Here is a 23,828-nt window from a genome sequence, read left to right on the forward strand (position 1 = left end):
TGCGGTGTCCGGTTCCCCCGGCGGTCCCGGCAGGATCACCGGAGTGCGGGACCACGTGTGGGCGATCGTGCTGGCGGGCGGCCGGGGGCTGCGCTACGGCCGGTTGAAACAGCTCGACGAGCTGGCAGGGCACCGGCTGGTCGACCACACCGTCGCCGCCGCCCGGCGCACCTGCGACCGGGTCGCGCTGGTGCTGCCGTCCGGTGTGGACTGGGACGGCGAGCCGGTCGACGCGCTCGCCGTCGGCGGCGACCACCAGTCCGAGTCACTGCGTGCCGGGCTCGCGGTCGTGCCCGGCGACGCCGGGATCCTGGTGCTCGCCGACCCGGCACACCCGCTCGCCGCGGACCGGATCTTCACCGACGTCGTCGACGCCGTGCGTGCCGGAGCGGACGGGGCGGTGCCGGTCGTCCCGCTGCTGGAGGTGGTGCAGCGGGTGGTCGACGGCGTCGTCGTCGAGACCCTCCCGAAGCAGGACGCGGTGATCACCCAGTCACCGCAGGCGTTCCGGGCGGACGTGCTGCGGGCCGCGCACGCCGACGCGCCCCGGCCGGTGGAGAACTCCGGGATGCTCGCCGCGCTGGGCCACCGCGTGGTGACGGTGCCGGGGGACCCGGCGAACCTGCACGTGGCGAGCCCGGAGGACCTGGCCGTCGTCCGGCGGCTGGTCAGATGAGCGTGCCGACGTCCTGGGCGATCAGGTCGTCGGTGGCGCGCTCGACGACGGCCGCGATCGTCATCGACGGGTTGCAGGCCGCCGTGGTGCCCGGCATCAGCGACCCGTCGAGCACGTAGAGCCCGCGCTGGCCCTGCACCCGGCCCGCGACGTCGCAGACCGTGCCGATGCACGCACCGCCGAGCGGGTGCCAGGTCGTCGGCACGGCGTAGGTGGTGTCGACGAAGGTGCCGCGCACGCCGGTGATGCGGGCCATCCGCTCGTGGATGCGCGAGGTGAGGGGCGCGTCGCCGTCGAGCGGCCACTGCACGACGCCCTCCTGGCGCACCGGGTCCCAGGTGACGCGGCCGCGGCCGGCGCTGACGCCGTAGCCGACGATCATCGTGATGGTGCGGCCGAGCCCGAGCGGCAGCGGCGGCAGCGACGCCTGGATGACCGTGTTCGCCGATGCCGGGTCCGCCCAGTCCTTCGTCCCGAACACCACCGGCCCGCCCTGCACCGGGCCGAAGTCCTCGACGGGGGAGACCCAGGTGCAGATCCGGTCGCCGTTGGTGCCCCAGTTCTCGCCGAGGGCGTCGGGCAGGTCCGGGATCGTGTCGTGCGCGCGGGCGCGCAGCAGCAGCCGGTTGGTGTTCTGCGTCCCCGCGGCGAGCACCAGCGCCGGAGTCGTGATGATCTTCTTCTCCTGGATGGTGCCGGTCTCGTCGATCCGGTCGACGTGCACCTCCCAGCGCCCGTCGGCCGCCCGGATGACGTCGGTGACCTGGTGCAGCGTCGCGACGGTGACCCGGCCGGTCGCCTCGGCCTCGGCGAGGTAGGTGACGTCGACGGTGTGCTTGCCGCCGTTGTTGACGCCGAACGACGCGTCGCCGTTGGTGTAGGCGGGCTTCATCTCCCCGCGCAGCTCGGCAAGCGCGTAGTCCCAGTCGATCGGCATCGGGATCTTCTCGACCTCGTAGCCGGCGGCCTCGGCGCGGTCCCGGAACACCCGCGACGAGCGGTAGGTGGGGGAGTTGATCAGCTCATCGGGTGCGGTTTCCAGGCGCAGCATCCGGGCGACCCGCGGGTAGTGCTCGCGGGCGAGCACGTCGTAGTCGAGCTCACGCGGCATGGTCGCGGCGAACACCTCGGCGGTCGGCTGCAGCGTCATGCCCTGGTAGAGCAACGACCCGCCACCGACGCCCGCCGCGCAGAACACGTCCATGCCGTTGCCGCCGACCCGCTCCAGCAGACCGGTGTAGCGGCCGGGGGACAGCGGGACCGCGCCCGGGGTGCTCCGGGTCGGCCGCCCGAGCAGCACCGACAGCGGGTTCGGCGGCCCGTCCAGCGGGTCGACGACGGTGTCGAGCCAGAACAGCCTGCGGTCGGGATTGGTCAGGACCCGCGGGAAGGTCTCCGCGTTCGGGCCGGTGACCCAGCGCCGACCGCGCTCCAGCACGAGCACCGGCACCCCGGCCTGCGCCAGGCGCAGCGCGGTGACCCCGCCGCCGAAGCCGGACCCGACGACGACCACCCGGTGCTCCTCGCGGGTGACCGCGATCCGGCCGGGCGCCGCGGCGGCGACCCCGCTGCCCAGCAGCCCGAGTCCTGCGGCACCTGCCGCGCCGGCGAGGACGGTCCTGCGGCTGATCGTGCGCACGTGAGCCTCCCGTGGGCCGGATGGACACCTGTCCATCGGGTGCGGTGACCGTAGCGCAGTTCCCGCGACCCTCGGTACCGGGTTCGGTACGTCGGGGCGCGCACTACCCTGGAGCCGGTGGACGAGGCGATCCTCCGGCCCAGCGAGGTCGCACCGGCGACGCGTGCCCGGCTGCTCGACGCGGGTGGCGCGGAGCTCGCCGAGCACGGTGCCGACGTGCTCACCGTGCGCCGGGTGGCCCGCCGGGCCGGGGTCTCCCCGGCGACCGCGTACAAGGTGTTCGGTTCGAAGGAGCACCTGCTCGCCGCGGTGTTCGTGACCCACCTGCGCGCCGCGCCCGGTGAGGAGCCGGACGACCGGCTGCCGGTGGAGGAGCGTGTCGCCGGCTACGTCGACGGTCTGGTCGCCGCCCTGGCCGGGAACAGCGCACTGGACAGCGCACTGCGCGTGGTGTTCTTCGGGCACGACCCGGCAGCCCGCCGGATCCGGGACTCGGTGATCGACGACTTCCAGGACCGGTTCGACCGCGTCTGCGGTGACGACCTGTCCGGCCCGGCCCGGCGCACCGCGCGGCTGCTGCTCGCCGGGGCGTTGGTGCTCACCGGGATCGGCCTCGACGACCCCGCCGACGCCCGCGCCGAGCTCGCCCGCGCGGTGCGCGAGCTGCGCGACGCGGACCGGTGAGCGGGGCTCAGACCGCGAGCAGCTCCGTCGACCCGAGCCCCAGCTCGTCGAGCGTGGCCCGCACCTCGCCGGTGTAGACCGGGTTCATCAGCAGCACCGACCGCGGCGGGGAGTCCAGCAGGTCCTTCGGCGCGCGGATCGGCAGCCCGAGCCCGCCCATGAAGCGGCCCTGCAGGCCGGGGTTGATGTCGACGACCGCGCCGACCGCGCCGGTCCCCTCCGCCCTGCCCTCGACGACGTTGAGGAAGGTCAGCCCCTTCGCCCCGCCGCCCCAGACGACCACCTCGTCGCCGGTCGCGGCCCGGCCGCCCAGCCACTCCCGCCAGCGTCCGACCTGGTCCGACACCCGGGTCGCGAAGTCCAGGCAGGCGCCGCGCAGCGCGTCGCGCAGGTGCGGCTCCAGCGCGGGCGCGCCCGGGGTCCCGTCCGGCCCCGCCTCGGCGACGACGTACTGGTCGGCATAGGTCAGCCGCACCTGCGGGTCGGAGAAGCCGACCCCGGCCAGGAACGTCCGCATGGTCGCCGGCGTGAAGTAGGAGCAGTGCTCGTACTGCAGGTCCCAGAAGGCGCCCTCGTCGAGGATCCGGCCCAGGTCGGGCACCTCGGCGAGCAGCGCCCGACCACCGCCGCGACGCAGCCCGGCGTACAGCTCCGCGCCGAAGACGGCGAGGTCGGGGATGTGCTCCAGGGTGTGCCGGCAGACCAGGGCCGCGGTGTCCGGCTCGACCTGGTCACGGGCGAACTCCGCGGGGACGGCGGTGAGCCGGTCCGCGAGCTCGGGCCGGACCCGCTGCGGCACGAAGTGCGGGTCGATCCCGGTGACCCGGCCGACGCCGGCGCCGAGCAGCTCGGCGGCGAAGTCACCCGACCCGCAGCCCACCTCGACGACGTGCCGTCCGGCCAGGCCGAACCGCGCCACCCAGTCCGCGGTGATCTCCGCGGCGTAGGCGGCGAAGCGGGGGGAGTGGTGCTGGGACTCCTCGTGGTCGCCGGTGTAGTCGAGCAGCCCCGGGTCGAAGTCGCGGTTGAACACCAGCCCGCAGCGCTCGCAGAGCACGAGCACCTGGTCACCGGTGGCCACCGACCGCGCCGAGACCGGGTCGGGGAGCACCGCGGTGCCGTGCACCGGCAGCCCGGTCACCGAGAAGAACGGATCGCTCGCGGGCGCGTCGCACGCGGGGCAGCGGTTCAGCACCGGGCGAGACTAGCGGCAGTCCGTCACCCGTCCGTGCGGGTGCTCTCCGCCCGCACGGGGCCCGCGCGTGGCCCTCAGCGGTTCAGCACGCCCTGCGGGTCGTGCGCGTCCGGGACGGGACTGCCGGAGGTCCCGAGCAGCTTCTGCCACTGCGGGTGGTCGACGACGTCGGGCACGCTCTCCACCCGTCGCGCCGCCGCGAGCACCTCGACCGCACGGGCGGCGTCGCCCTCGGCGCCCGCGCGCACCGTGCGGGCCAGCTCCGGCCAGGTCTCCCCGCCGAGCAGGCCGTTGACGTCGTCGGCGCGGTGCGCGCGCTGGAACTCGCTCACCGCGGCCGCGGTGCGGTCGTCGAACCGTCCGTCGGGCTTCCCGGTCAGCGACCCGGCGTCGCGCAGCAGGTACTGGGCCGCCTCGACGATCGGTCCGCGGTCGCCGGTGCGCAGCAGCGGCCAGCTCGCCTTGGTCGCCTCGGTGCGGGAGAGCCGCCTGCCCAGCAGCCCCGCCACCTCACGACGCAGCCGGGGCAGCGCGGCGTAGAGACGGTCGCCGGGGCAGAGGGTGTTGCGGTAGTCGCGGTGGCCGTAGAGCTCGGTCGGGGCGATGCCGTAGCGCAGGCAGATGTAGGCGCAGGTGATGCGCAGCGAGTTCCACAGTGCCGGCGTCGGGTCGACGCCCATGTAGGTGCCCTCGTTCTCGATGCCGATCGCGATGACGTTCTGGCCCGGCGAGTGCGCCCCCTCGACGACGCGGCGGCCCCCGTTGAGCTCACCGAGGCTCCAGAGCCTGCCCTCCAGCACGTGCCCGCCGCGCGAGATGGTGAAGTGCTGCCCGGAGTCGAGCCAGCCGTTCCGGTCCATGTGGTAGTTCTGGATCGCCCTCGCCATCCGGTGCGCGGCGCCGACGCTGTAGTCGGTCGTGTTCGCCCCGGCCGTGTGGTGGACCAGGATCCGGATCGGACGCCGGTCCCAGATCTTCGGCGCGGACTTGGGCTTGCGCGCACCCCACTCGAAGCAGCGCGCGATGAACGGGATCGGCACGCCCTCCACGAGGGGGCCGGCACCGGCCGGTCCGGGCATGCCGTCCGGCCCCGGGACCGCCGACGGACCGGGCACCGGGTCGGTGGCGGGCGGGGCGGGGTCGGTGGCCGGCGGCGGCCCGGCGAACGCCCGGCCGGGCAGGACCAGGCCCGCGCCGACGACCGCGCCACCGACCAGCAGCCCGCGGCGACTCCAGCTCTGCCCCGGCTCGCCCATCGCTGCTGCCCCCCATCGGCCGCACCGAGCCGGTACCGCCTTCGTCACACACGCCACATCCGTCCCGTGCGACTCCGCATTCTCTCGGTTCACGGGAGAAGTACGGCGCGGGCGCGCCGGTCGAGCGCGTCACACGGGTGAGCGGTCCCGACCCGCACCTGCGCCCTTGCCTGGGTTACCCGTCGGTAATACTCTGGAGTCAGTTACCGGCCGGTAAGTCGATCGGCCCTGGCACGAACGGCGGTGAAGGACGGATGGGCCACTACAAGAGCAACGTGCGCGACCTCGAGTTCAACCTCTTCGAGGTGTTCGAGGTACAGAACCACCTCGGGACGGGGCCGTTCACCGACGTCGACGTCGACACCGCCAAGGGCGTGCTGTCGGAGCTGTCGACCGTCTGCACCGGACCGCTCGCGGAGCACTACGCCACGATCGACCGCAACCCGCCGGTCTTCCACCCCGAGGACCACACGGTCACCACCCCGCAGGAGCTCAAGGACGCCTACAAGGTCCTCTGGGACGGCGAGTGGTGGCGCCTCGGCCTGCCGAACGAGCTGGGCGGCATGGGCATCCCGCCGTCGGTGCAGTGGGCCGCCGCCGAGCTGATGTGCGGCTCCAACCCGGCCATCTTCATGTACATGGCCGGCCCGAACTTCGCCTCGATCCTCCACAAGAACGGGAACGAGGAGCAGAAGCGCTGGGCCCAGCTGATGATCGACCGGGGCTGGGGCGCCACGATGGTGCTGACCGAGCCGGACGCGGGCTCGGACGTCGGAGCCGGCCGGACCAAGGCGATCCAGCAGGACGACGGCACCTGGCACATCGAGGGTGTGAAGCGCTTCATCACCTCGGCCGAGCAGGACTTCACCGAGAACATCATGCACCTGGTGCTGGCTCGCCCCGAGGGCGCGAAGCCGGGCACCAAGGGCCTGTCGCTGTTCCTCGTTCCGAAGTTCCACTTCGACACCGAGACCGGTGAGCCGGGCGAGCGCAACGGTGCCTTCGTGACCAACGTCGAGCACAAGATGGGCCTCAAGGCCTCCACGACCTGCGAGCTGACCTTCGGGGCGCACGGCACCCCGGCCGTCGGCTGGCTGCTCGGTGACGTGCACGACGGCATCGCCCAGATGTTCCAGGTCATCGAGTACGCCCGGATGATGGTCGGCACCAAGGCCATCGGCACCCTGTCGACGGGGTACCTCAACGCGCTCGAGTTCGCCAAGGAGCGCGTGCAGGGCGCCGACCTGACGAAGATGACGGACAAGACCGCGCCGCGCGTCACGATCACCCACCACCCGGACGTCCGCCGCAGCCTGATGCTGCAGAAGGCGTACGCCGAGGGCCTGCGCTCGGTCTACATCTACACCTCGACCTTCCAGGACAGGGTGCGCCTCGGCGACGAGGGCAGCGGGATCAGCACCGAGCTGGCGGAGAAGGTCAACGACCTGCTGCTGCCGATCGTCAAGGGTGTCGGCTCCGAGCGCGCCACCGAGCAGCTCGTGCAGTCGCTGCAGACCCTCGGCGGGTCCGGCTTCCTCCAGGACTACCCGATCGAGCAGTACATCCGGGACGCCAAGATCGACTCCCTCTACGAGGGCACCACCGCGATCCAGTCCCAGGACTTCCTGTTCCGCAAGATCGTCCGGGACAACGGCCAGGCGCTCGCGCACGTCGCGGGCGAGATCCAGGCGTTCATCGACTCCGAGGCGGGCAACGGCCGGCTCAAGGAGGAGCGCGAGCTCCTGCGCACCGCGCTCACCGACGTGCAGGGGATGCTCGGCACGCTGACCGGCTACCTCTACGCCTCCACCAAGGACGCCACCGAGCTGTACAAGGTCGGCCAGCACACCGTGCGGCTGCTCATGGCGGTCGGCGACCTGCTCGTCGGCTGGCTGCTGCTGCGTCAGGCGACCGTCGCGCTCGCCGCACTGGGCACCGACGGCGTCCCGGCGAAGGACCGGGCCTTCTACGAGGGCAAGGTCGGCGTCGCGACGTTCTTCGCGAAGTCCGTGCTGCCCCGTCTGACCTCGGAGAAGGCGATCATCGCGAACGCCGACAACGCGCTCATGGAGCTCGACGAGGCCTCGTTCTGATCTGGTTCCCATGACGAAGGGCCCCGGGTGCGGACTCCCCGCCCGGGGCCCTTCCTCGTCGCGCCGCTACTGCGCGATGTAGCTCTCCAGCTGCTCGCGCTCCTGCTCGAGCATGTCCATCCGGGCCTTGACCAGGTCGCCGATGGACACGATCCCGGCCAGCGCCCCGTCGACGACGACCGGCAGGTGCCGCACCCGGCGGTCGGTCATGACCCGGGCGAGGTCACCGACGCCGTCGCCGGGCGAGCAGGTGACCACCTCGGTGGTCATCACCTCGGCCACCCGCGCGTCGAGCAGCGCGGCGCCGTGGCTGTGCAACCGGCGCACCACGTCCCGCTCCGAGACGATGCCGACCAGCCGGTCGCCGTCGACGACCGGCAGTGCGCCGAGGTTCCGCTCGGCGATCGCCCGGAGCACCTCGACCACCGGGGCGTCCGGTGCCACGGTGCTCACCGCGCTGCCCTTGCTCCTCAGAACGTCCGCGATGCGCATTGGGGGTACCCCGATCCCTCGCTGTCCGACGGCTGGAGGGATCAGGGTACGAATGTGACGTGGGTTACGTCATCCCCCGGACTGGACCATCACCGGATCAGCCGCCGCACTGCACGATCGGCTGCGGGTTGTACTTGACCGTGCGGGTCTTGCTCGTCGTCTCCCCGGTCTGGACGTTGCGCATGGTCCGGGTGTCGGTCGCGGTGAAGCCGGGCGAGCCCTTGCTGGGGCTGCACGGCTGACCGGCCGGGATGTTGACGACCTGCGGCTGGGTCGGGTTGGTCCGCGGCCCGGTCGTCGAGGTGACGTCGTACATCTTCTGGCCGACGAACGAGACGGTGACGTTGCTGGGCGTCCACGCCGTGCGGATCAGCACCGGAGTGGGGCCGTCGTTGCGGAACTTGACGTCGATGAGGTCGTCGAAGACCGTCGCCTCACGGGCCACCGGGTAGCGGCTGATGTAGTAGCTGTGTTCCTTGTGCTCGATGTCGGTCATGCCGGCGAAGTACGACGCGTTGTACAGCGTCGTCGCGAGCTGGGAGACACCGCCGCCGACGCCGCGCGCCGGGTGGCCGTCCTCGATGATGCCGGCCTCGACGTAGCCGTTGGCGGCGTTGCGGGGGTTGCTGACGGCGTTGAGGCTGAACGTCTCGCCGGGCTGCACGATCTGGCCGTTGATGGCCTCGGCGGCACGCTTGATGTTCTGCCCCGAGTCGGCGGCGAACCCGCCGGTGGTGAACGTCGAGATCTCGGTCGCGTTGCCCAGCGACTGCAGGTCGGCGGTGGTGATCTCGGCCGGCTTGTTCGCGTAGACCGCGGCGACGGTGCGCTCGCCCTGGCCGGTGAGGATCGGCAGCACGTTCGCGAAGGTCGCGTCGTAGTCGATGCCGCGCCCGTCCTGCGACGGGACGACCCGCGGCGGGGTCGCGGCGAAGTCGAGCTGGGCGTCGACGCCGGGCTTCTCGGTGCTCGCCAGCTGCGGCGCCGCGATGTCCTCGAGGGTCTTGTTCGCGATCACCGGCTTCAGCTTCACCGGGCCCTGCGGGTCCGCGGTGAAGCTGAGCGCGGTGGTGATGTCCTCGGGGGTGATGGTCGCGTTCGCGCCCTCACCGGTGATCGTCAGCGGACCGGCGACGGCGGGCTTGGCGACCTCGTCGATGGCCTTCTGCACGTCGGCCGGGGTGGTGATCGCCTGCTCGACGATCAGCGGCAGCTGCACCGGCTCGCCGGAGGCCCACTGCTCCTCGACGACGCCGACGGCCGCGTCGACGTCGAGCTGCTGGCCCGGCTCCGGCGCGACCGGCATCGGGGTGACGCCCTGCCACTGGACCGAGCCCTCCTTGGGCTCCTTCATGACCAGCGGGGCCATCTGTTCGAGCGCGGTGCGCACGGCGCGGTCGTCGGCGGAGTTGACCACCCCGACCTCGCGGGTGGTGAAGAACGAGGAGATCCGGGTGATCGGGTTCAGCGGCTGCTCGCCCGCCTCGTCGAGGGTGCGCGCGTAGTCGACCTGCAGGCCCGCGGCCTTCGGATCGATCTCCGAGCGGACCTCACCGGCCTGGACCGGCACCGGCGCGCCGGCACGCGGCTCGATCGCCGCCTGCAGCGTCTCGGTGGCCTGGGCCCGCGACATGCCCCCGATCTGCTGACCGGCGACGACGACGCCGCGCGGCACGCTGCCGGAGCTGAGCACGAGGTCGCCGACGTAACCGAGGGCGAGCACACCGAGCGCTGCGGCCGCGACGATCAGGCCGACGGGGCGCTTGCGCTGCGGGCCGTCACCGCTCTCGCCGTCACCACCCTCGTCGCCGCCGCCGGGACCACCGGGGCCGCCCGGCCCACCCGGACCGGTCGCGGCCGCGGGGCCCGCGGCACCGAACGCGCCGGCGCCGAGGACCGCGGTGCCCGCGCCAGGGCCGCCGGTGTGGATGCGGGCGGTCTGCTCGCCAGCGCCGCCCGCGGGCGCCGCCGCGGACGCGGCGGGGGTGACCCGGGGCAGGACCTGGGTGCGCTGCTCGCTGAGCGGGGGGACGCGGACGGTGTCCTGATCCCGGCCATCGGGGGCGGCGGGGACCGGGCGGGTCGGGTCCTGTCCACCGGAGGTCCGGGGGCCGGGCTCCGACGCGGCGGGCGCCGGGGCACCACCGGCCTGCGGTGCGGTCGTACCGGGATCCTGCCGCGGCGCCGGGCCGGGCTGCGGGGCACCGGTGCCCGGGCGCTGCGGGGACGGCTGGTGCCCGGCGGGCGACGGCGCGGCCGGGTCCTCGGCGGTGGTGGCCTGCCCGACGACGGTGCGGGCCGCGGGGGACTCCGGCGGCGCCTGCTCGGCGGCCTCGGCCGGATCGGCGGGCCCGGACGCGTCGGCAGCCGGAGTCTCGGCGCTCCGGGTCTCAGCGGCCCGGGTCTCGGCGGCCGGGGCCTCGGCGGCGCCCTGCGGCGCGTTGGTCCCCTGCGCGGCGGCGGAGGCGGCTGTGGCGGGGGCGGCTGTGGCGGGAGCGGCTGCCGCGGGACCGGGCGAGGGACGGCGGGCGGGCATCACGGGGCGACCGGCACCGGCGGCGTCGCCGTTCGGCTGGTCTCCCGGCTCCGGCGCGGCCGTCACCGGCTGCTCGTCCGCGTCGTCGGACGAGGGAGGGCGCTCGGGCATGACGTGGGACTTCCTTTCCGCACTGCCATCGACTCTGTCATCGAGGCCGACGTCGCCGCCTGCGTCGACACCGCCGTCGAACCGGGTGGGCCGCGGGTCCGTGCGGACCGGCGCGACCCGGGGGGGGGATCAGAGGTAGAGACCGGTCCCGTGCTGGGTGGCCTCGGAGGCCACCGCGTGCAGATCCCGCTCGCGCATGACCAGGTGCCCGACGCCAGCGATCTCGACCTCGTACTGGTCCTCCGGGGCGAGCAGGACGCGGTCGCCGGCCTTCACCGTGCGCACGTGCTGTCCCACCCCTACCACCTCTCCCCAGACCAGACGCTTGGCGACCTGTGCGGTTGCCGGGATCACGATTCCGGCCGAGCTCCGTCGCTCGCCGGAACCCTCGACCCTCTTGATCATGACTCGGTCATGGAGCATCTGGATCTCGAGTTTGGGCTCGGCCACCGGGCCGATGCTACGGGTGGCCCCTGACGCCCCCGGCAGCGCCCGGGGCGGGCGACAGCCTGCCCCGAACGTGGAACGCCCCGCGGCGCTACCGAGTCGGGGGTCGGGTGGCGCCGCGGGGCTCAGCAGGGGTTTCGCACTGCCACGACGACCCGTTACACCGCAAACAGTTTTCACTCGTCCGGAGCAGCGGGGCTCAGGTGTTGGCGAGCAGGTACCGCCCGAAGTGCGGCACGGTGAAGGCGATCTGCCCGCGCTGGGCCGAGAACACCAGGCCCTTCTTGAGCAGGCTGTCGCGCGCGGGGGACAGCGACGACGCCCGCCGGTCCAGGTGCTTGGCGACCAGCGACGTCTCGACGGGGTGGTCCTCCCCGTCGGTCAGCTCGGCCATCGCCCGCAGGTACTCCCGCTCGGCGGGCGTCGCCCGCTCGAAGCGGGAGCCGAAGAAGCCGACCGCGAGCTCGGCATCGGCCTCGGGGGCGGCCATCTCGACGTCCTTCGCACCGATCGGGCTGGTCGGCGCGGCGTCCCAGGCGGCCTTGCCGTAGGCCTGCACGAAGTACGGGTAGCCGCCCGAGCGGACGTAGAGGTCGTCGAGGGCCTCCTGGTCGAAGGTCGCGTCCTCCCGCTCGGCGGGGGCGATCAGCGCGAAGTCGGCGTCCTTACGGTCCAGCCGGTCGATCCGCGAGTACTTGAACAGCCGTTCCGAGTAGGACTTCGACGCCGACAGCACCGCGGGCAGGTGCGGCAGCCCCGCCCCGACGACGAGGGGCACCCGGGCCTGGGACAGCTCGTGGCAGGCGGCGCAGAGCGCCGAGACGTCCTCGGGCCGCAGGTCCTGCATCTCGTCGATCAGCAGGGCGATGCCGGATCCGACGTCCTGGGCGAGCTCGGCGACCTCGGTGAACAGCTCGACCAGGTCGATCTCGATGTCGCCCGAGTCCGCGCGCCCGTTCTTCACCGGCACGTCGATGCCGGGCTGCCAGCGCTCCCGCAGCTTCGTCCCCTCCGGCGACGACCGGAGCGCGAACGCCTTGAGCACCCCCAGCACCTCGTCGATGCGCTCGGGGGCACGGTGCCGGACGGCGAGGTCGCGGATCGCGCGGTGCAGCGCCGCGGACAGCGGACGTCGCAGGTCGGCGTCCGGCCGGGCCTCGATCTTCCCGGCGCCCCAGCCGGCGTGCATCGCCATCGAGCGCAGCTCGCCGAGCAGGACCGTCTTGCCGACGCCGCGCAGCCCGGTGAGCACCAGGCTCCGCTCCGGGCGACCGCGGGCGACCCGTTCCAGGACGATCTCGAAGGCGTCCACCTCGCGGTCCCGACCGGCCAGCTCGGGCGGGCGCTGACCCGCGCCGGGGGCGAACGGGTTGCGCACCGGATCCATGCGACGACGGTATCCGCCGATCTTCGGAATTCCGTAGACGACGGCGGCGTGTCGCCTGCCCGCCACCCGGGCGGCCCAGCGACGCCGATAATCACTCAGCGTGGTCACACTGCCCGTCCGGGCCGGTTCCGACATCGCCCGTGGGGTCCGTCGCGAACGCACCGTGCGAGTGCGGCCGGTGAATGCCCGCGTCGTCGTCACGATCCGGTGGCCCATACCCCGCGACCTTCCGCGACCGCTGCTGACCAGCAACACTCTGCTGTGTGCACCACCCTGTCGCACGTGACTACGCCCGGGAGGAGAGCGCCGTGGGTCGACACCGAGGACGGCACCGCGCCGACCGGATGCATCACTCCACGCTGCGGATGAAGCCGATCACGCTGCGTCGCCGGAGGCTGGAGAGCCTGCGCACTCTGCTCGCAGGAGCGCGCCCCGGCTGGTGAGAGGGACGGCGGGGACGCCCCCGAACGTCCCCGCCGTCCACCACCCCGGCCCGAGGCGTGCCGCGCCCGGCCGTCGCACCCCTGGTGCCGCCGTCGCACCCGCCGCACGGGGTGCGGAGACCGCGTGCGGGGTGCGCCGGGCGACCACGGGCCCGGTGACGGGTCAGGTGCGGTCGGGACCGTCCACGACCTCGCCCTCGACGACCGGGCCGGCGCCCGCGGCGGGACCCGCGATGCGCGGGTACACGGTCGCCGTGCGCGGCTCGGTGACGGTCTCCCCCTCCACCACGGTGGCGCCGTAGCGGATCCGCGCGGTGCGCAGACCCGGTGCGGCCCGCTCGGCGGCGCTCACCATGCGACGCCGGACCAGGGCCCGGGTCGGGGGGAACACCAGGGCGAGGCCGAGCACGTCGGTGATCAGGCCCGGCAGGAAGATGAGGATGCCGCCGACGGCGACGAGCAGCCCGTCGGTCGCCTCCTCGTGCGCCAGCTTCCCGCGCTGCACCGCGGTGGCGAGCGCGCGGGCGGCGCGGACGCCCTCCCGACGGGCGAGCAGGAGCCCGAGCACGGACCCGGCGAGCAGGACCAGCAGGGTCCAGCCCAGCCCGATCCACGCGATCAGCCCGGCGAGCGCGACGATCTCGAGCACGACGTAGAGCAGCACGAACGGCATGCCCGTACAACGCACGGGCACGCCGTTCTGCTCCCGGATCGCCCGAATTCCCCGGATCGATCTCCGGGGGCACTCGGATGATCTCCCCAGGTCACCAGGTGAGGGCGACCCCGGGGTCGTGCAGCAGCGCGCCGACGTCGGCGAGGAACCGCGAGCCCTCGGCCCCGTCGACGAGGCGGTGGTCGAACGACAACGCCAGCCGGCACACGGTACGCACGACCAGCTCGCCGTCGACGACCCACGGGGCGGGCTTGATCGACCCGACGGCGAGGATCGCGGCCTCGCCGGGGTTGATGATCGGCGTCCCGATGTCGACGCCGAGCACGCCGACGTTGGTGATGGTGAACGTGCCCCCGACCAGGTCGGCCGGGGCGGTCCGGCCCGCCCGTGCGGTGTCGGTGAGCGTCGTGAGCGCGTCGGCCATGCCGCGCAGGGTGAGGGTGTCCGCGTCGCGGATCTTGGGGACGACGAGCCCGCGCGGCGTCGCGGCGGCGATGCCGAGCTGGACGCGGGCGTAGTAGACGATCTCGCCGGCCCGCTCGTCCCAGCTGGCGTTGATCGCCGGGGTCCGCGCGGCGGCCAGGCAGGCGGCCTTCGCGACGAACGCCAGCGGGGTCAGCTTGACCCCGGCGAACTCGCGCGAGGCCCGCAGCCGGTCGCGCAGGGCCATCGTCTCGGTGACGTCGACGTCGAGGAACTCGGTGACGTGCGGCGCCGTGAACGCGCTCGCGACCATCGCCGCGGCGGTGGCCTTGCGGACGCCGCGGATGGGCTCGCGGCGGTCCTCGGTGGGTCGGGTGGTGGTGGCGCTCGCGCCCGGCCCGGCCGGAGCCCCCGCCGACTCCCCGGCGCCCTGGCCGGCGACCCCACCCTGGGCGGCGGCAGTCTGACCGGCAGCGGTCCGGCCGGCGGCACCCGGGGCAGCGGCGCCCGCGACAGCGGCTCCGGTGACACCTCCGGCGGCCCCCGCCGCGACGGGGCCCCCGGCGACCGACGCCCCGGCAGCGGACGTCCCGGCAGCGAATGCCCCGTCCTCGGATGCCCCGACATCGGATGTCCCGGCGGCGGATGTCCCGGCGGCGCGGCCGTCGACCGCAGCGTCGTTCCCGGCGTCCGTGAGCCCGGCACCCGTCGCGGCGGCGTGCACGTCCTCACGGGTGATCCGGTCGTCGCGCCCGGTCCCCGTCACGGTCCGCAGGTCGACGCCCAGCTCTCGCGCGAGCAGGCGGACCGGTGGTGGGGCGAGGGGGACCTGCGCGGCCTGCGGCCCGACGGCGTCACCCCCGGCCCCCGTGTCGCTGCCCTCCGGCAGACCGGTGGACGTCACGGGAGCGGCCTGCTCGGGCGACCCGAGCGACTGCTGGGGCGACGGGACCGGGGACGCGCCCGACCCCGATCCACCCGGCCCCGATCCACCCGGGCGCCCGGAGCCACCGGAGTCTGCCCCGACGGAGCCGTTCGCCGCGACGGACCCGGCGGACGGCTCGGCGGAGGCTGTGGGCGCGACGGGTGCAGCGGAACCGGTGGACGCGGCCGAGGCGGCGGGATCGCGCCGGGGCCGTCGCCGCGCGGAGCCCTGCCGCGGCCCGTACCCGACGAGCGTCGCGATCCGCCCGTCCTTGCCCGCCTCGCCGATCTTGGCGCCGGCATCGGCGTCGGGGTCGGAGTCGTGCGCGGACCCAGCGGTGTCGATCGCGATGATCGGCGTCCCCACCGCGACGGTCGCGCCCGGCTCGACCAGCAGCTCACCGACCGTCCCGGCCCACGGCGAGGGCAGCTCCACGGCCGCCTTCGCCGTCTCGATCTCCACGATGACGTCGTTGACCGCGACCGTGTCCCCGGGCGCCACCCGCCAGGTGACGATCTCGGCCTCGGTCAGCCCCTCGCCGACGTCGGGCAGCTTGAAGTGCTCACGCATGTGCTCGTCCTCACCAGGCCAGGGAACGGTCGACGGCGTCGAGGACCCGGTCCAGGTCCGGCAGGTACTCCTCCTCCAGCCGCGACGGCGGGTAGGGCGTGTCGAAGCCGGTCACGCGCAGCACCGGCGCCTCCAGCGAGAAGAAGCACTCCTGCTGGATCCGGGCGGCGACCTCCGAGGTCACCGACGCCTCCGGGGGCGCCTCGGACACCACGACCAGCCGTCCGGTGCGCCGCACCGACTCCGCGACCGGGCCGAGGTCGAGCGGGGACAGCGACCGCAGGTCGATCACCTCGAGGTCGCGGCCCTCCTCGGCGGCCGCCCCGGCGGCGTCGAGGCAGGTCCGCACCATCGGCCCGTAGGTGGCCACGGTCAGCGTCGAGCCCGGCCGCACCACGCGCGAGGCGTGCAGTGGGAAGGCCGAGCCCAGGTCGGTGGCGGCGTCGAGCTCGCCCTTCTCCCAGTACCGGCGCTTCGGCTCGAAGAAGATCACCGGGTCGTCGGAGACGATCGCCTGCTGGATCATCCAGTGCGCGTCGGCCGGGTTCGAGCAGGTGACCACCTTGAGGCCCGCGACGTGCGCGAACAGCGACTCGGGCGACTCGGAGTGGTGCTCGACGGCACCGATCCCGCCGCCGTAGGGGATCCGGACGACGACCGGCACCGGCACCCGGCCCTGCGTCCGGTACCGCAGCTTCGCCAGCTGGGACACGATCTGGTCGTAGCCGGGGAAGACGAACCCGTCGAACTGGATCTCGCAGACCGGGCGGAACCCGCGCACCGCGAGTCCGATCGCGGCGCCGATGATCCCGGACTCCGACAGCGGGGTGTCGAGCACGCGCTGCTCGCCGAAGTCCTTCTGCAGACCGTCGGTGATGCGGAAGACGCCGCCGAGCCGGCCGACGTCCTCGCCCATGACGAGCACCTTGGGGTCGCGCTCCATCGCGGCACGCAGCCCGTCGTTCAGTGCCTTGGCCATCGTGGTCGGCACGGATCAGCCCTCCTGGTCGGCGAACGACGCGTGGTAGGCCAGGAACTCCTCGCGCTGGCGCTCCACCGTCGGCGACGGCTCGGCGTAGACCTGGGAGAACATCCGCTCCGGGCCGGGTTGGGGCATCGCCCGGCAGAAGGCCCGCATCCGCTCGCCCAGCGCGTCGGCCTCGGCATCGACGGCGTCGAAGAAGTCGGCGCCGACGCCGTGCCGCCGGGCCAGGTGCACCCGCACCCGCTCGATCGGGTCCTTGAGCTTCCACAGCTCGACCTCGTCGGCGAGCCGGTAGCGGGTCGCGTCGTCGGAGGTGGTGTGGGAGTCCATCCGGTAGGTGAACGCCTCGATCAGCACCGGGCCGTTGCCGGTGCGGCACTCGTCGAGCGCCCAGCGGGTGACGGCGAGGCAAGCCAGCACGTCGTTGCCGTCCACCCGGACTCCGGGGAAGCCGTAGCCGCGGGCGCGCTGGTAGAGCGGCACCCGGGTCTGGCGCTCCGCGGGCACCGAGATCGCCCACTGGTTGTTCTGGCAGAAGAAGACCAGTGGCGCGTCGTAGGCGGCGGCCCAGACGAAGCCCTCGTGCACGTCGCCCTGGCTGGTGGCGCCGTCGCCGAAGTAGCAGATGGTGGCCTCACCCGTATCACCGTCGGCGGTGCCGACACCAGCGACACCGTCGGCGGTGCCGACACCAGCGACACCGTCGGCGGTGCCGACACCAGCGACACCGTCGGCGGTGCCGACACCAGCGACACTGCCGCCCACCTTGGACTCGAAGCGCTGGCCCATCGCGTAGCCGGCGGCGTTGAGGCACTGGTTGCCGATGACGATCGTGTACGGGTGGAACCGGGTCGCGACCGGGTCCCAGGTGCCGTGGTCGGTCCCCCGGAAGATGCCGAGCAGCTCGGTCGGGTCGACCCCGCGGCACCAGGCGACGCCGTGCTCGCGGTAGCTGGGGAAGCACATGTCCTCGGGCGCGAGCGCGCGGCCGGACCCGACCTGCGCGGCCTCCTGGCCGAGCAGCGGCACCCAGAGGCCGAGCTCTCCCTGACGCTGCAGGGAGTTGCCCTCGCGGTCGGCGCGCCGTACCAGGACGAGGTCGCGGTAGAGCGACCGCAGGTCCTCGGCGGTGATGTCGGCGGCGTAGCGGTCGAACCGCTCGTCCGGCACCCGCTCACCCTCGGGGGTGAGCAGCTGGACGAGCTCGGGCCCGCCCTCGTCGACGCCCTTCAGCCCCGCGACGACCTGGTCGTGGCTGGGCCGCGACCGCGGATCGGTCGGTATCCACGCCTGGGGTTCGTCCACGGCAGACCTCCTCGGTCGCACCGGGCGGGGTCGCGCCCGGGAGCGTCGGCTCCGGGCCCGCGCGGGTGGTGCGGCCCCGGGACGCGCAGGCGCGTCACCGCCGATCCTGGCACGTCACCGGCCCCGAGGAGAACCGGTGCCCCGCAGGTCGACGCCTGGACGACGGACCGTCGGACGTCCACATACGACGGTCCCGGCGCCCGGCCGGGACCGTCGTGGAAGGAGGTCAGGCGCCGTGCGGACGCTCCGGGTTCGGCGGCGGGAACGCCGGGGGCTGCTGCGGGGTGCGCTGCGTCGGAGCGTCGGCACCGCCCGCCGGGTACGGCGGGTTCCCGGCGGCCGCGCGGGGCGGGGCGGGCGGGGTGGTGCCCGGCGAGCCGAAGCCGTAGCCGGGCTGCGGGATGCCCGCGGCGTCCTTCGCCTTGCGGGCGGCGCCGGCGATCTGGTTCGTGTACTTGCCCTTGGTCTGCTTGTCGACGAACTGGGCGGCGGAGTCGAGGGCCTTGCCCGCCTGGTCCGGGTGGGACCGGGCGTAGCGGCGGGCGGCCTCCACCGCGCCGGCCAGGACGGTGAGCCTGCGGAACAACGACATCGTCGAGGACCTCCGTGACGGTGGGGCGCCGCGTCGGTGCCGCGACGCCCGGTCGTCGCACCAACAGTAGGCGAACGTGCGCGGACCGGCGCGGGCTCGCGGCGTCATGGGACGAGCACGTAACGGATCGGCCGCCAGGCGGCGGGAACCACTCCCCAAGTGGCAGGATCCCCGCCGTTCGACCCGGCATCATCTGGAAGGCAACCGCATGACGACCGCGAGGACCCGCAGTGTCCGCTCCCTGACCGGGATCGCACTGATCGCACTGACCGCATTGGTCCTGGCCGGCTGTGGTGCCGGCGGCGACGGCAGCGGGGGAGGCGGCTCCGCCGGAGCAACCGGTACCGACGCCCCGATCCCGGCCGTCGCCAAGGACGACCGGCTCGCCGCCCTCGTCCCCGACGAGGTCAAGCGGGACGGCACGTGGGTCGTCGGCACCGACCCGACCTACCCGCCGAACGAGTTCACCGCGCCCGACGGCACGACGATCATCGGCATGGACGTCGACCTGGGCACCGCGGTCGCCCAGAAGCTCGGCCTGACCGCGAGGTTCGAGCAGAGCCAGTTCTCCGGGATCATCCCGGGCATCACCGGCGGCCGCTACGAGGCGGGCATCTCCTCGTTCACCGTCAACTCCGAGCGCACCCAGGTCCTCGACATGGTCAGCTACTTCTCCGCGGGCACCAGCCTGGCGACCCGCAAGGGCAACCCGGACGGGATCGACCCGAACGACCTCTGCGGCAAGGCGATCGGCGTCCAGCAGGGCACCGTGCAGGTCGAGGACGTGCAGGCCCGCACCAAGAAGTGCACCGACGAGGGCAAGCCGGCCATCCAGATCACCGAGCTGCAGGCACAGACCGACGTGACGCTCGCGCTGAACTCGAACCGGATCGTCGCGATGCTCGCCGACTCCCCGGTCGCCGCCTACGCGCAGACCACCACCAACGGTGCGGTCGAGGTCGTCGGGCAGCCCTACGACACCGCGCCGTACGGCATCGCGCTGAAGAAGAACGACGGCCAGTACGCCCAGGCCGTGCAGGGCGCGGTCCAGTCGCTGATCGACGACGGCACCTACAAGCGGATCCTCGACAAGTGGAACGTCGGCAACGGCGCGATCCCCACGTCCTCGGTGAACGGTGGCTGAGCCGGCGACCACCGGCGCCCGACCCGAGCCCCGCGACGCGATCGGGGTCCGGCACCCCGGACGGTGGATCGCGATCGCGGTGCTCGCGGTCCTGGGCGCGATGCTGGTCAACTCGCTGCTGACCAACGAGAACTTCGGCTGGCCGGTGGTCGCGCAGTACCTGTTCGCCGGCCCGGTGCTGAACGGACTCGCGAACACCCTGGTCCTGACCGTGCTGTCGATGCTGATCGGCATCGTCGGCGGGATCGGGCTGGCGGTCATGCGGCTGTCGCCGAACCCGGTGCTGTCCGGGGTGTCCGGGGTCTACCTGTGGCTGTTCCGCGGCACCCCGCTGATCGCCCAGCTGCTGTTCTGGAGCTTCCTGTCCTCGCTCTACCCGAACCTGTCGCTCGGCATCCCGTTCGGCCCCGAGTTCGTCGTGTTCGACACGAACTCGCTGATCACGCCGTTCCTGGCGTGTCTGCTGGGCCTCGGGCTGAACGAGGCCGCCTACATGGCCGAGATCGTGCGCGGTGGCATCCAGTCGGTCGACCAGGGCCAGAGCGAGGCCGCCGGAGCACTCGGCATGACCCGCGCGCAGACCCTGCGCCGGGTCGTCCTCCCGCAGGCGATGCGGGTGATCATCCCGCCGACCGGCAACGAGACGATCGGCATGCTGAAGACGACGTCGCTGGTCGTCGTCATCGGCTACACCGACCTGCTCACCTCGGTGCAGCGGATCTACTCGACGAACTTCCAGACCATCCCGCTGCTCATCGTGGCCGCGGCCTGGTACCTGCTGCTGACCTCGCTGCTCACCGCCGGTCAGCGCGTCGTCGAACGCCGCTACGGCCGCGGTGTGGCCGGTGCGGTCACCGAGGCGACCCCGCTGGTGCGGCTGTTCTCGTTCCGGACCGGAGGGAAGACCTCGTGACCCCGATGGTGCGAGCCGAGTCGGTCGGCAAGAGCTTCGGCGACGTCGAGGTGCTGCGCGGGGTCGACCTCGTCGTCGAGCCGGGGCAGGTGTGCTGCGTGATCGGGCCGTCCGGCTCGGGCAAGTCGACCCTGCTGCGGTGCATCAACCACCTGGAGACCATCGACACCGGACGGCTGTGGGTCGACGGCGAGCTGATGGGGCTGCGCGAGGAGAACGGGAAGCTCTACCGGCTCCGCGACTCCGCGCTCGGCCGCCAGCGCCGCGAGGTCGGCATGGTGTTCCAGCGGTTCAACCTGTTCCCGCACCGCACCGCGGCGGAGAACGTGATGGAGGCGCCGGTCGTCGTGCGCCGCGAGTCCCGGGCGGCCGCGCGCGAGCGGGCGGTCGAGCTGCTCACCCGGGTCGGGCTCGGCGACCGCGCCGACGCCTACCCCGCGCAGCTGTCCGGCGGGCAGCAACAGCGGGTGGCGATCGCCAGGGCGCTGGCGATGCGGCCGAAGCTGATGCTGTTCGACGAGCCGACCTCGGCACTGGACCCGGAGCTGGTCGGTGAGGTGCTCGACGTGATGCGCGAGCTGGCCCGGGAGGGCATGACGATGGTCGTCGTGACCCACGAGATGGGCTTCGCCCGCGAGGTCGGCGACGCGCTGGTCTTCATGGACGACGGCCGGATCGTCGAGTCCGGTGACCCGCGCGCGGTGCTGTCGGACCCGAAGGAGGAGCGCACCCGCGCGTTCCTGTCGAAGGTGCTCTAACCGCGGGGGATGCGTCCCATCAGGAAGAACTCCGGGTTGGGGCGCAGCGCGGTCAGGTGCGCGAGCCGGTTCGACATCGCGAACAGGGCGGTGATCGCGCCGACGTCCCAGATCTCGTCGGAGGTCAGGCCGGCGGCGCGGGCGTCGTCGAGATCGGCCTCGGTCAGCGACTCCGAGCTCCGTGCGACCAGCAGGGCCAGGTCGACGATCGCGCGCTCGCGCTCCGACAGCTCGACCGCGTAGGGGTTGGTCGCGACGCGGTCGGCGATCTCCGGGTCCTTGTACCGGATCCGGAGGATCGCCCCGTGCGCGACGACGCAGTAGGTGCAGTTGTTGGCCCCCGAGGTGGCGACGACGACCAGCTCGCGTTCGGCCTTGGACAGTCCGTCGTCGGAGTCCATCAACGCGTCGTGGTAGTCCAGGAACGCCCGCAGCTCCCGCGGGCGCCGGCCCAGAGCGCGGAACACGTTGGGGACGAACCCGGAGCGCTCGGCGATCGCGCCGATCCGCTCCGCCAGGTCCGGCGGGAGCCCGTCGAGGTCGACGTGCCCGAACCTGCTCACCTCGTGCTGTGCCATGTCCCGGACGCTAGTCGGGATCGGGCGCCGCGACCCCCGTCCGATAGGCCCACACGACGGTCTGCAGCCGGTCCCGGGTGCCGATCTTCGCCATCGCCCGGCCCAGGTGCGACTTCACCGTCGACGTCTCGACGACCAGCTCCTCGGCGATCTCGGCGTTGGAGAGCCCGCGGGCCAGCATCCGCACGATCTCGGTCTCCCGCGGCGTCAGCGGGGCGACCCCGCCGTCGGGCGCGGTGTCCGGGGCGGGGCGGCGCCGCGCGAACTCGGCGATCACCCGGCGGGTGACGGCCCGGTCGATCAGCCCGTCGCCGCGGGCGAGACGGCGGACGGAGTCGACGAGGTCGTCGGGGTGGGTGTCCTTGAGGACGAACCCGCTCGCGCCCGCCTCCAGCGCGCCGAACACGTAGTCGTCGAGGTCGAAGGTGGTGACGACGAGGACCGCGGGGACCGGGTCGTCGAGGCCGGTGATCTCCCGGGTCGCGACGAGCCCGTTCCCGCCGGGCATCCGGACGTCCATGCAGACCACGTCGGGCCGGTGCGCGCGCGCCAGCGCGACCGCCTCCGGCCCGCTCGCCGCCTCGCCGACGACCTCGACGTCGCCGGCCAGCTCCAGGAACATCCGGAACCCGGCCCGGACGACGGCCTGGTCGTCGGCCAGCAGCACCCTGATCACGCGCGTCCTCCTCCGGTCTCCGGGCCGGGGTCGTGCGGGACGACCAGGCGGACCTGCCAGCCGCCGTCGTCGGTCCGGACCGCGGAGAACGTCCCGCCGACCAGCTGCGCGCGCTCGCGCATCCCGGCCAGCCCGAACCCGCGGGTGCCCGGGGCGTCGGCGGAGGGCGCCGGGGTGCCGCGCGCCGGCCCGTTCACGACCTCGACCGCGACCCGGTCGTCGGCGTGGGTCACCGTCACCCGGACCGGGGCGCCGGGGGCGTGCTCACGGGCGTTTGCCAGCGCCTCCTGCACCACCCGGTAGCAGGTGACGTCGGCGACCGGGGACGGCTCGCCCGGGTCCCCGCGCCGGACCAGCTCCACCGGACCGCCCAGCTCACGGGCCTGCTCCACGAGCCCGTCGAGCTCGGCGAGGCCGGGCACCGGGGTGTCGGCCTCGGCACCGCCCGCCCCCGGCTCCCGCAGCGCCCCGACGACCAGACGCAGGTCGTGCAGGGTGCGGCGACCCTGCTCCCGCAGCCGGGACGCCGTCCGCCGCGCCTCGTCCGGGTCCCGGTCCACCAGCCGCTCGACCACCGCGGCCTGCACCACCATCGCCGACAGGTGGTGCGCGGCGACGTCGTGCAGCTCGCGTGCCATCCGGGCCCGCTCCCGGGCGACGGCGGCGTCCGCCCGTTCCCGGTACGCCGCGACGACACCGGCGGTGTGCACCCGGTCCAGCTCGGCGTAGCGCCGCCGGGTCCGCAGGTACACACCGAGCAGCAGCGGGCCGCCGTAGACCAGGACCGCCGACAGCACCTGCGAGGCGGCCAGTCCGCCCGCGCCGAGCAGCGCGTCGCCGGACGGGCGTACCGCGATCCCGGTGAGCACCACGGCCGTCTCGACGACCGCCGCTGCGCCGACCAGGGCCCCGGCCCGGCGCGCCGGGAGCCGCGACCCGCAGGTGCCGGCCGCGATCGCCGTCGCCGGGCCGCGCAGCGCAGCACCCACCGGCATCAGGACGACGTTCACCAGCCCCAGCCCGACCGTCAGCGCCAGACAGAGCGCGGGGGCGGTGCGGCGCAGCGTCAGCAGCAGGTTCTGCACGGTCACCACCCCGAGTGCCAGCGCCACCGTGCCCGGCGCGAGACCCAGCTCCGCGGCCGGGCCCGGTGCCAGCACCACCGGGGTGACCACCGCGAGCGTCCCGGCCGCGACGAGCACCGCCAGCGCGGCGTCGCGGCGTCGCGGTCCGGCCAGGCCGAGCGCGGTGAGCCGGGCGTCGAGCCGTTCCGCGACCGTGCGGGGTGGCGGTTCGGGGTGCGGGTGCATGGGGTCTCCGGCCTCGG

Annotated in this window: 22 protein-coding genes; 7 read left to right on the plus strand and 15 right to left on the minus strand. The window is 73.7% G+C overall.

Annotated elements, in window-relative coordinates; genetic code table 11:
- Positions 1-43 precede the first annotated feature (43 nt).
- Entirely contained in the window at positions 44-676 is a 633-nt protein-coding gene (locus tag Ae717Ps2_RS26555; protein WP_198932236.1) for a 2-C-methyl-D-erythritol 4-phosphate cytidylyltransferase, read from the plus strand.
- Here the strand turns inward: Ae717Ps2_RS26555 and Ae717Ps2_RS26560 are convergent.
- Positions 669-2,315, minus strand: coding sequence for a GMC oxidoreductase (locus tag Ae717Ps2_RS26560; RefSeq protein WP_139318884.1), 1,647 nt, complete (start codon positions 2,313-2,315; stop codon positions 669-671). The two genes, Ae717Ps2_RS26555 and Ae717Ps2_RS26560, sit on opposite strands and share 8 nt — an antisense overlap.
- A 117-nt stretch (positions 2,316-2,432) precedes the next feature.
- On the opposite strand from Ae717Ps2_RS26560, the gene Ae717Ps2_RS38485 reads away from it, so the two are divergent.
- Positions 2,433-2,999, plus strand: a complete 567-nt coding sequence (locus tag Ae717Ps2_RS38485; RefSeq protein ID WP_175581819.1) for a TetR/AcrR family transcriptional regulator — start codon at positions 2,433-2,435, stop codon at positions 2,997-2,999.
- A gap of 7 nt (positions 3,000-3,006) precedes the next feature.
- On the opposite strand, the gene Ae717Ps2_RS26570 is transcribed toward Ae717Ps2_RS38485, so the two are convergent.
- Together Ae717Ps2_RS26570 and Ae717Ps2_RS26575 are read right to left on the minus strand one after the other, a co-directional pair.
- A complete protein-coding gene (locus tag Ae717Ps2_RS26570) occupies positions 3,007-4,194 on the minus strand; it encodes a class I SAM-dependent methyltransferase (RefSeq protein ID WP_075334015.1) in 1,188 nt (395 codons plus the stop codon).
- A 74-nt stretch (positions 4,195-4,268) separates the two neighbouring features.
- Positions 4,269-5,450: an N-acetylmuramoyl-L-alanine amidase gene (locus Ae717Ps2_RS26575; RefSeq protein ID WP_075334016.1), complete on the minus strand. Its 1,182-nt coding sequence runs from the start codon at positions 5,448-5,450 to the stop codon at positions 4,269-4,271.
- Positions 5,451-5,704: 254 nt separating this feature from the next.
- On the opposite strand from Ae717Ps2_RS26575, the gene Ae717Ps2_RS26580 reads away from it, so the two are divergent.
- The gene (locus Ae717Ps2_RS26580; protein WP_075309367.1) at positions 5,705-7,543 is read left to right on the plus strand and encodes an acyl-CoA dehydrogenase; all 1,839 of its coding nucleotides are present in this window, start codon (positions 5,705-5,707) and stop codon (positions 7,541-7,543) included.
- 66 nt (positions 7,544-7,609) lie between these two features.
- Here Ae717Ps2_RS26580 and Ae717Ps2_RS26585 read toward each other — a convergent pair whose 3' ends face one another.
- The 4 genes from Ae717Ps2_RS26585 to Ae717Ps2_RS26600 all read right to left on the minus strand — a co-directional run bounded on the left by Ae717Ps2_RS26585 (position 7,610) and on the right by Ae717Ps2_RS26600 (position 12,516).
- Positions 7,610-8,035: a CBS domain-containing protein gene (locus Ae717Ps2_RS26585; RefSeq protein ID WP_075309365.1), complete on the minus strand. Its 426-nt coding sequence runs from the start codon at positions 8,033-8,035 to the stop codon at positions 7,610-7,612.
- Positions 8,036-8,132: 97 nt separating this feature from the next.
- The gene (locus Ae717Ps2_RS38490) at positions 8,133-10,682 is read right to left on the minus strand and encodes a VanW family protein (RefSeq protein ID WP_075309363.1); all 2,550 of its coding nucleotides are present in this window, start codon (positions 10,680-10,682) and stop codon (positions 8,133-8,135) included.
- Between the two features lie 129 nt (positions 10,683-10,811).
- Positions 10,812-11,132 carry a co-chaperone GroES gene (locus tag Ae717Ps2_RS26595; protein WP_043276256.1) on the minus strand — a complete coding sequence of 107 codons (321 nt, stop codon included), beginning with the start codon at positions 11,130-11,132 and terminating at the stop codon, positions 10,812-10,814.
- A 196-nt stretch (positions 11,133-11,328) separates the two neighbouring features.
- Positions 11,329-12,516: an ATP-binding protein gene (locus Ae717Ps2_RS26600; protein WP_075334017.1), complete on the minus strand. Its 1,188-nt coding sequence runs from the start codon at positions 12,514-12,516 to the stop codon at positions 11,329-11,331.
- 308 nt (positions 12,517-12,824) lie between these two features.
- On the opposite strand from Ae717Ps2_RS26600, the gene Ae717Ps2_RS39905 reads away from it, so the two are divergent.
- Positions 12,825-12,959 carry a hypothetical protein gene (locus Ae717Ps2_RS39905; RefSeq protein ID WP_255407961.1) on the plus strand — a complete coding sequence of 45 codons (135 nt, stop codon included), beginning with the start codon at positions 12,825-12,827 and terminating at the stop codon, positions 12,957-12,959.
- Positions 12,960-13,122: 163 nt separating this feature from the next.
- Here the strand turns inward: Ae717Ps2_RS39905 and Ae717Ps2_RS26605 are convergent, their stop codons facing one another.
- The 5 genes from Ae717Ps2_RS26605 to Ae717Ps2_RS40545 all read right to left on the minus strand — a co-directional run bounded on the left by Ae717Ps2_RS26605 (position 13,123) and on the right by Ae717Ps2_RS40545 (position 18,432).
- Positions 13,123-13,632 carry an FxsA family protein gene (locus Ae717Ps2_RS26605; RefSeq protein ID WP_075309359.1) on the minus strand — a complete coding sequence of 170 codons (510 nt, stop codon included), beginning with the start codon at positions 13,630-13,632 and terminating at the stop codon, positions 13,123-13,125.
- Between the two features lie 91 nt (positions 13,633-13,723).
- Positions 13,724-15,550 (minus strand): dihydrolipoamide acetyltransferase family protein, encoded by a 1,827-nt coding sequence (locus Ae717Ps2_RS39370; RefSeq protein ID WP_075334018.1) that lies wholly within the window; start codon positions 15,548-15,550, stop codon positions 13,724-13,726.
- A 10-nt stretch (positions 15,551-15,560) separates the two neighbouring features.
- Positions 15,561-16,529, minus strand: a complete 969-nt coding sequence (locus Ae717Ps2_RS26615; protein WP_051050475.1) for an alpha-ketoacid dehydrogenase subunit beta — start codon at positions 16,527-16,529, stop codon at positions 15,561-15,563.
- 15 nt (positions 16,530-16,544) lie between these two features.
- Positions 16,545-17,840 carry a thiamine pyrophosphate-dependent dehydrogenase E1 component subunit alpha gene (locus Ae717Ps2_RS26620; protein ID WP_143510474.1) on the minus strand — a complete coding sequence of 432 codons (1,296 nt, stop codon included), beginning with the start codon at positions 17,838-17,840 and terminating at the stop codon, positions 16,545-16,547.
- A 226-nt stretch (positions 17,841-18,066) separates the two neighbouring features.
- The gene (locus Ae717Ps2_RS40545; protein ID WP_064485518.1) at positions 18,067-18,432 is read right to left on the minus strand and encodes an antitoxin; all 366 of its coding nucleotides are present in this window, start codon (positions 18,430-18,432) and stop codon (positions 18,067-18,069) included.
- A gap of 208 nt (positions 18,433-18,640) precedes the next feature.
- Here Ae717Ps2_RS40545 and Ae717Ps2_RS26630 point away from each other — a divergent pair, with 208 nt between their 5' ends.
- The 3 genes from Ae717Ps2_RS26630 to Ae717Ps2_RS26640 are packed head-to-tail and all read left to right on the plus strand — an operon-like array spanning position 18,641 to position 21,247.
- Positions 18,641-19,576, plus strand: coding sequence for an ABC transporter substrate-binding protein (locus Ae717Ps2_RS26630; protein ID WP_075309353.1), 936 nt, complete (start codon positions 18,641-18,643; stop codon positions 19,574-19,576).
- Positions 19,569-20,489: an amino acid ABC transporter permease gene (locus Ae717Ps2_RS26635; RefSeq protein ID WP_075309351.1), complete on the plus strand. Its 921-nt coding sequence runs from the start codon at positions 19,569-19,571 to the stop codon at positions 20,487-20,489. The genes Ae717Ps2_RS26630 and Ae717Ps2_RS26635 overlap by 8 nt, the downstream gene beginning before the upstream one ends.
- A gap of 5 nt (positions 20,490-20,494) precedes the next feature.
- Complete coding sequence (locus Ae717Ps2_RS26640; protein ID WP_043282125.1) at positions 20,495-21,247, plus strand: amino acid ABC transporter ATP-binding protein; 753 nt, start codon at positions 20,495-20,497, stop codon at positions 21,245-21,247.
- Here the strand turns inward: Ae717Ps2_RS26640 and Ae717Ps2_RS26645 are convergent.
- From Ae717Ps2_RS26645 to Ae717Ps2_RS26655, 3 genes are read right to left on the minus strand one after another with little or no spacing between them, the layout of a single operon-like run.
- On the minus strand, positions 21,244-21,825 hold the full coding sequence (locus tag Ae717Ps2_RS26645) for a peroxidase-related enzyme (protein ID WP_075334019.1): 582 nt from the start codon (positions 21,823-21,825) through the stop codon (positions 21,244-21,246). The genes Ae717Ps2_RS26640 and Ae717Ps2_RS26645 overlap by 4 nt on opposite strands.
- A gap of 10 nt (positions 21,826-21,835) precedes the next feature.
- Entirely contained in the window at positions 21,836-22,501 is a 666-nt protein-coding gene (locus Ae717Ps2_RS26650; RefSeq protein WP_075309347.1) for a response regulator transcription factor, read from the minus strand.
- Positions 22,498-23,811: a sensor histidine kinase gene (locus Ae717Ps2_RS26655; RefSeq protein ID WP_075309345.1), complete on the minus strand. Its 1,314-nt coding sequence runs from the start codon at positions 23,809-23,811 to the stop codon at positions 22,498-22,500. Before Ae717Ps2_RS26655 ends, Ae717Ps2_RS26650 begins: the two co-directional genes overlap by 4 nt.
- Positions 23,812-23,828 lie beyond the last annotated feature (17 nt).

The sequence above is a fragment of the Pseudonocardia sp. Ae717_Ps2 genome, from assembly GCF_001932475.1.
In the GTDB taxonomy this organism is placed as follows: domain Bacteria; phylum Actinomycetota; class Actinomycetes; order Mycobacteriales; family Pseudonocardiaceae; genus Pseudonocardia.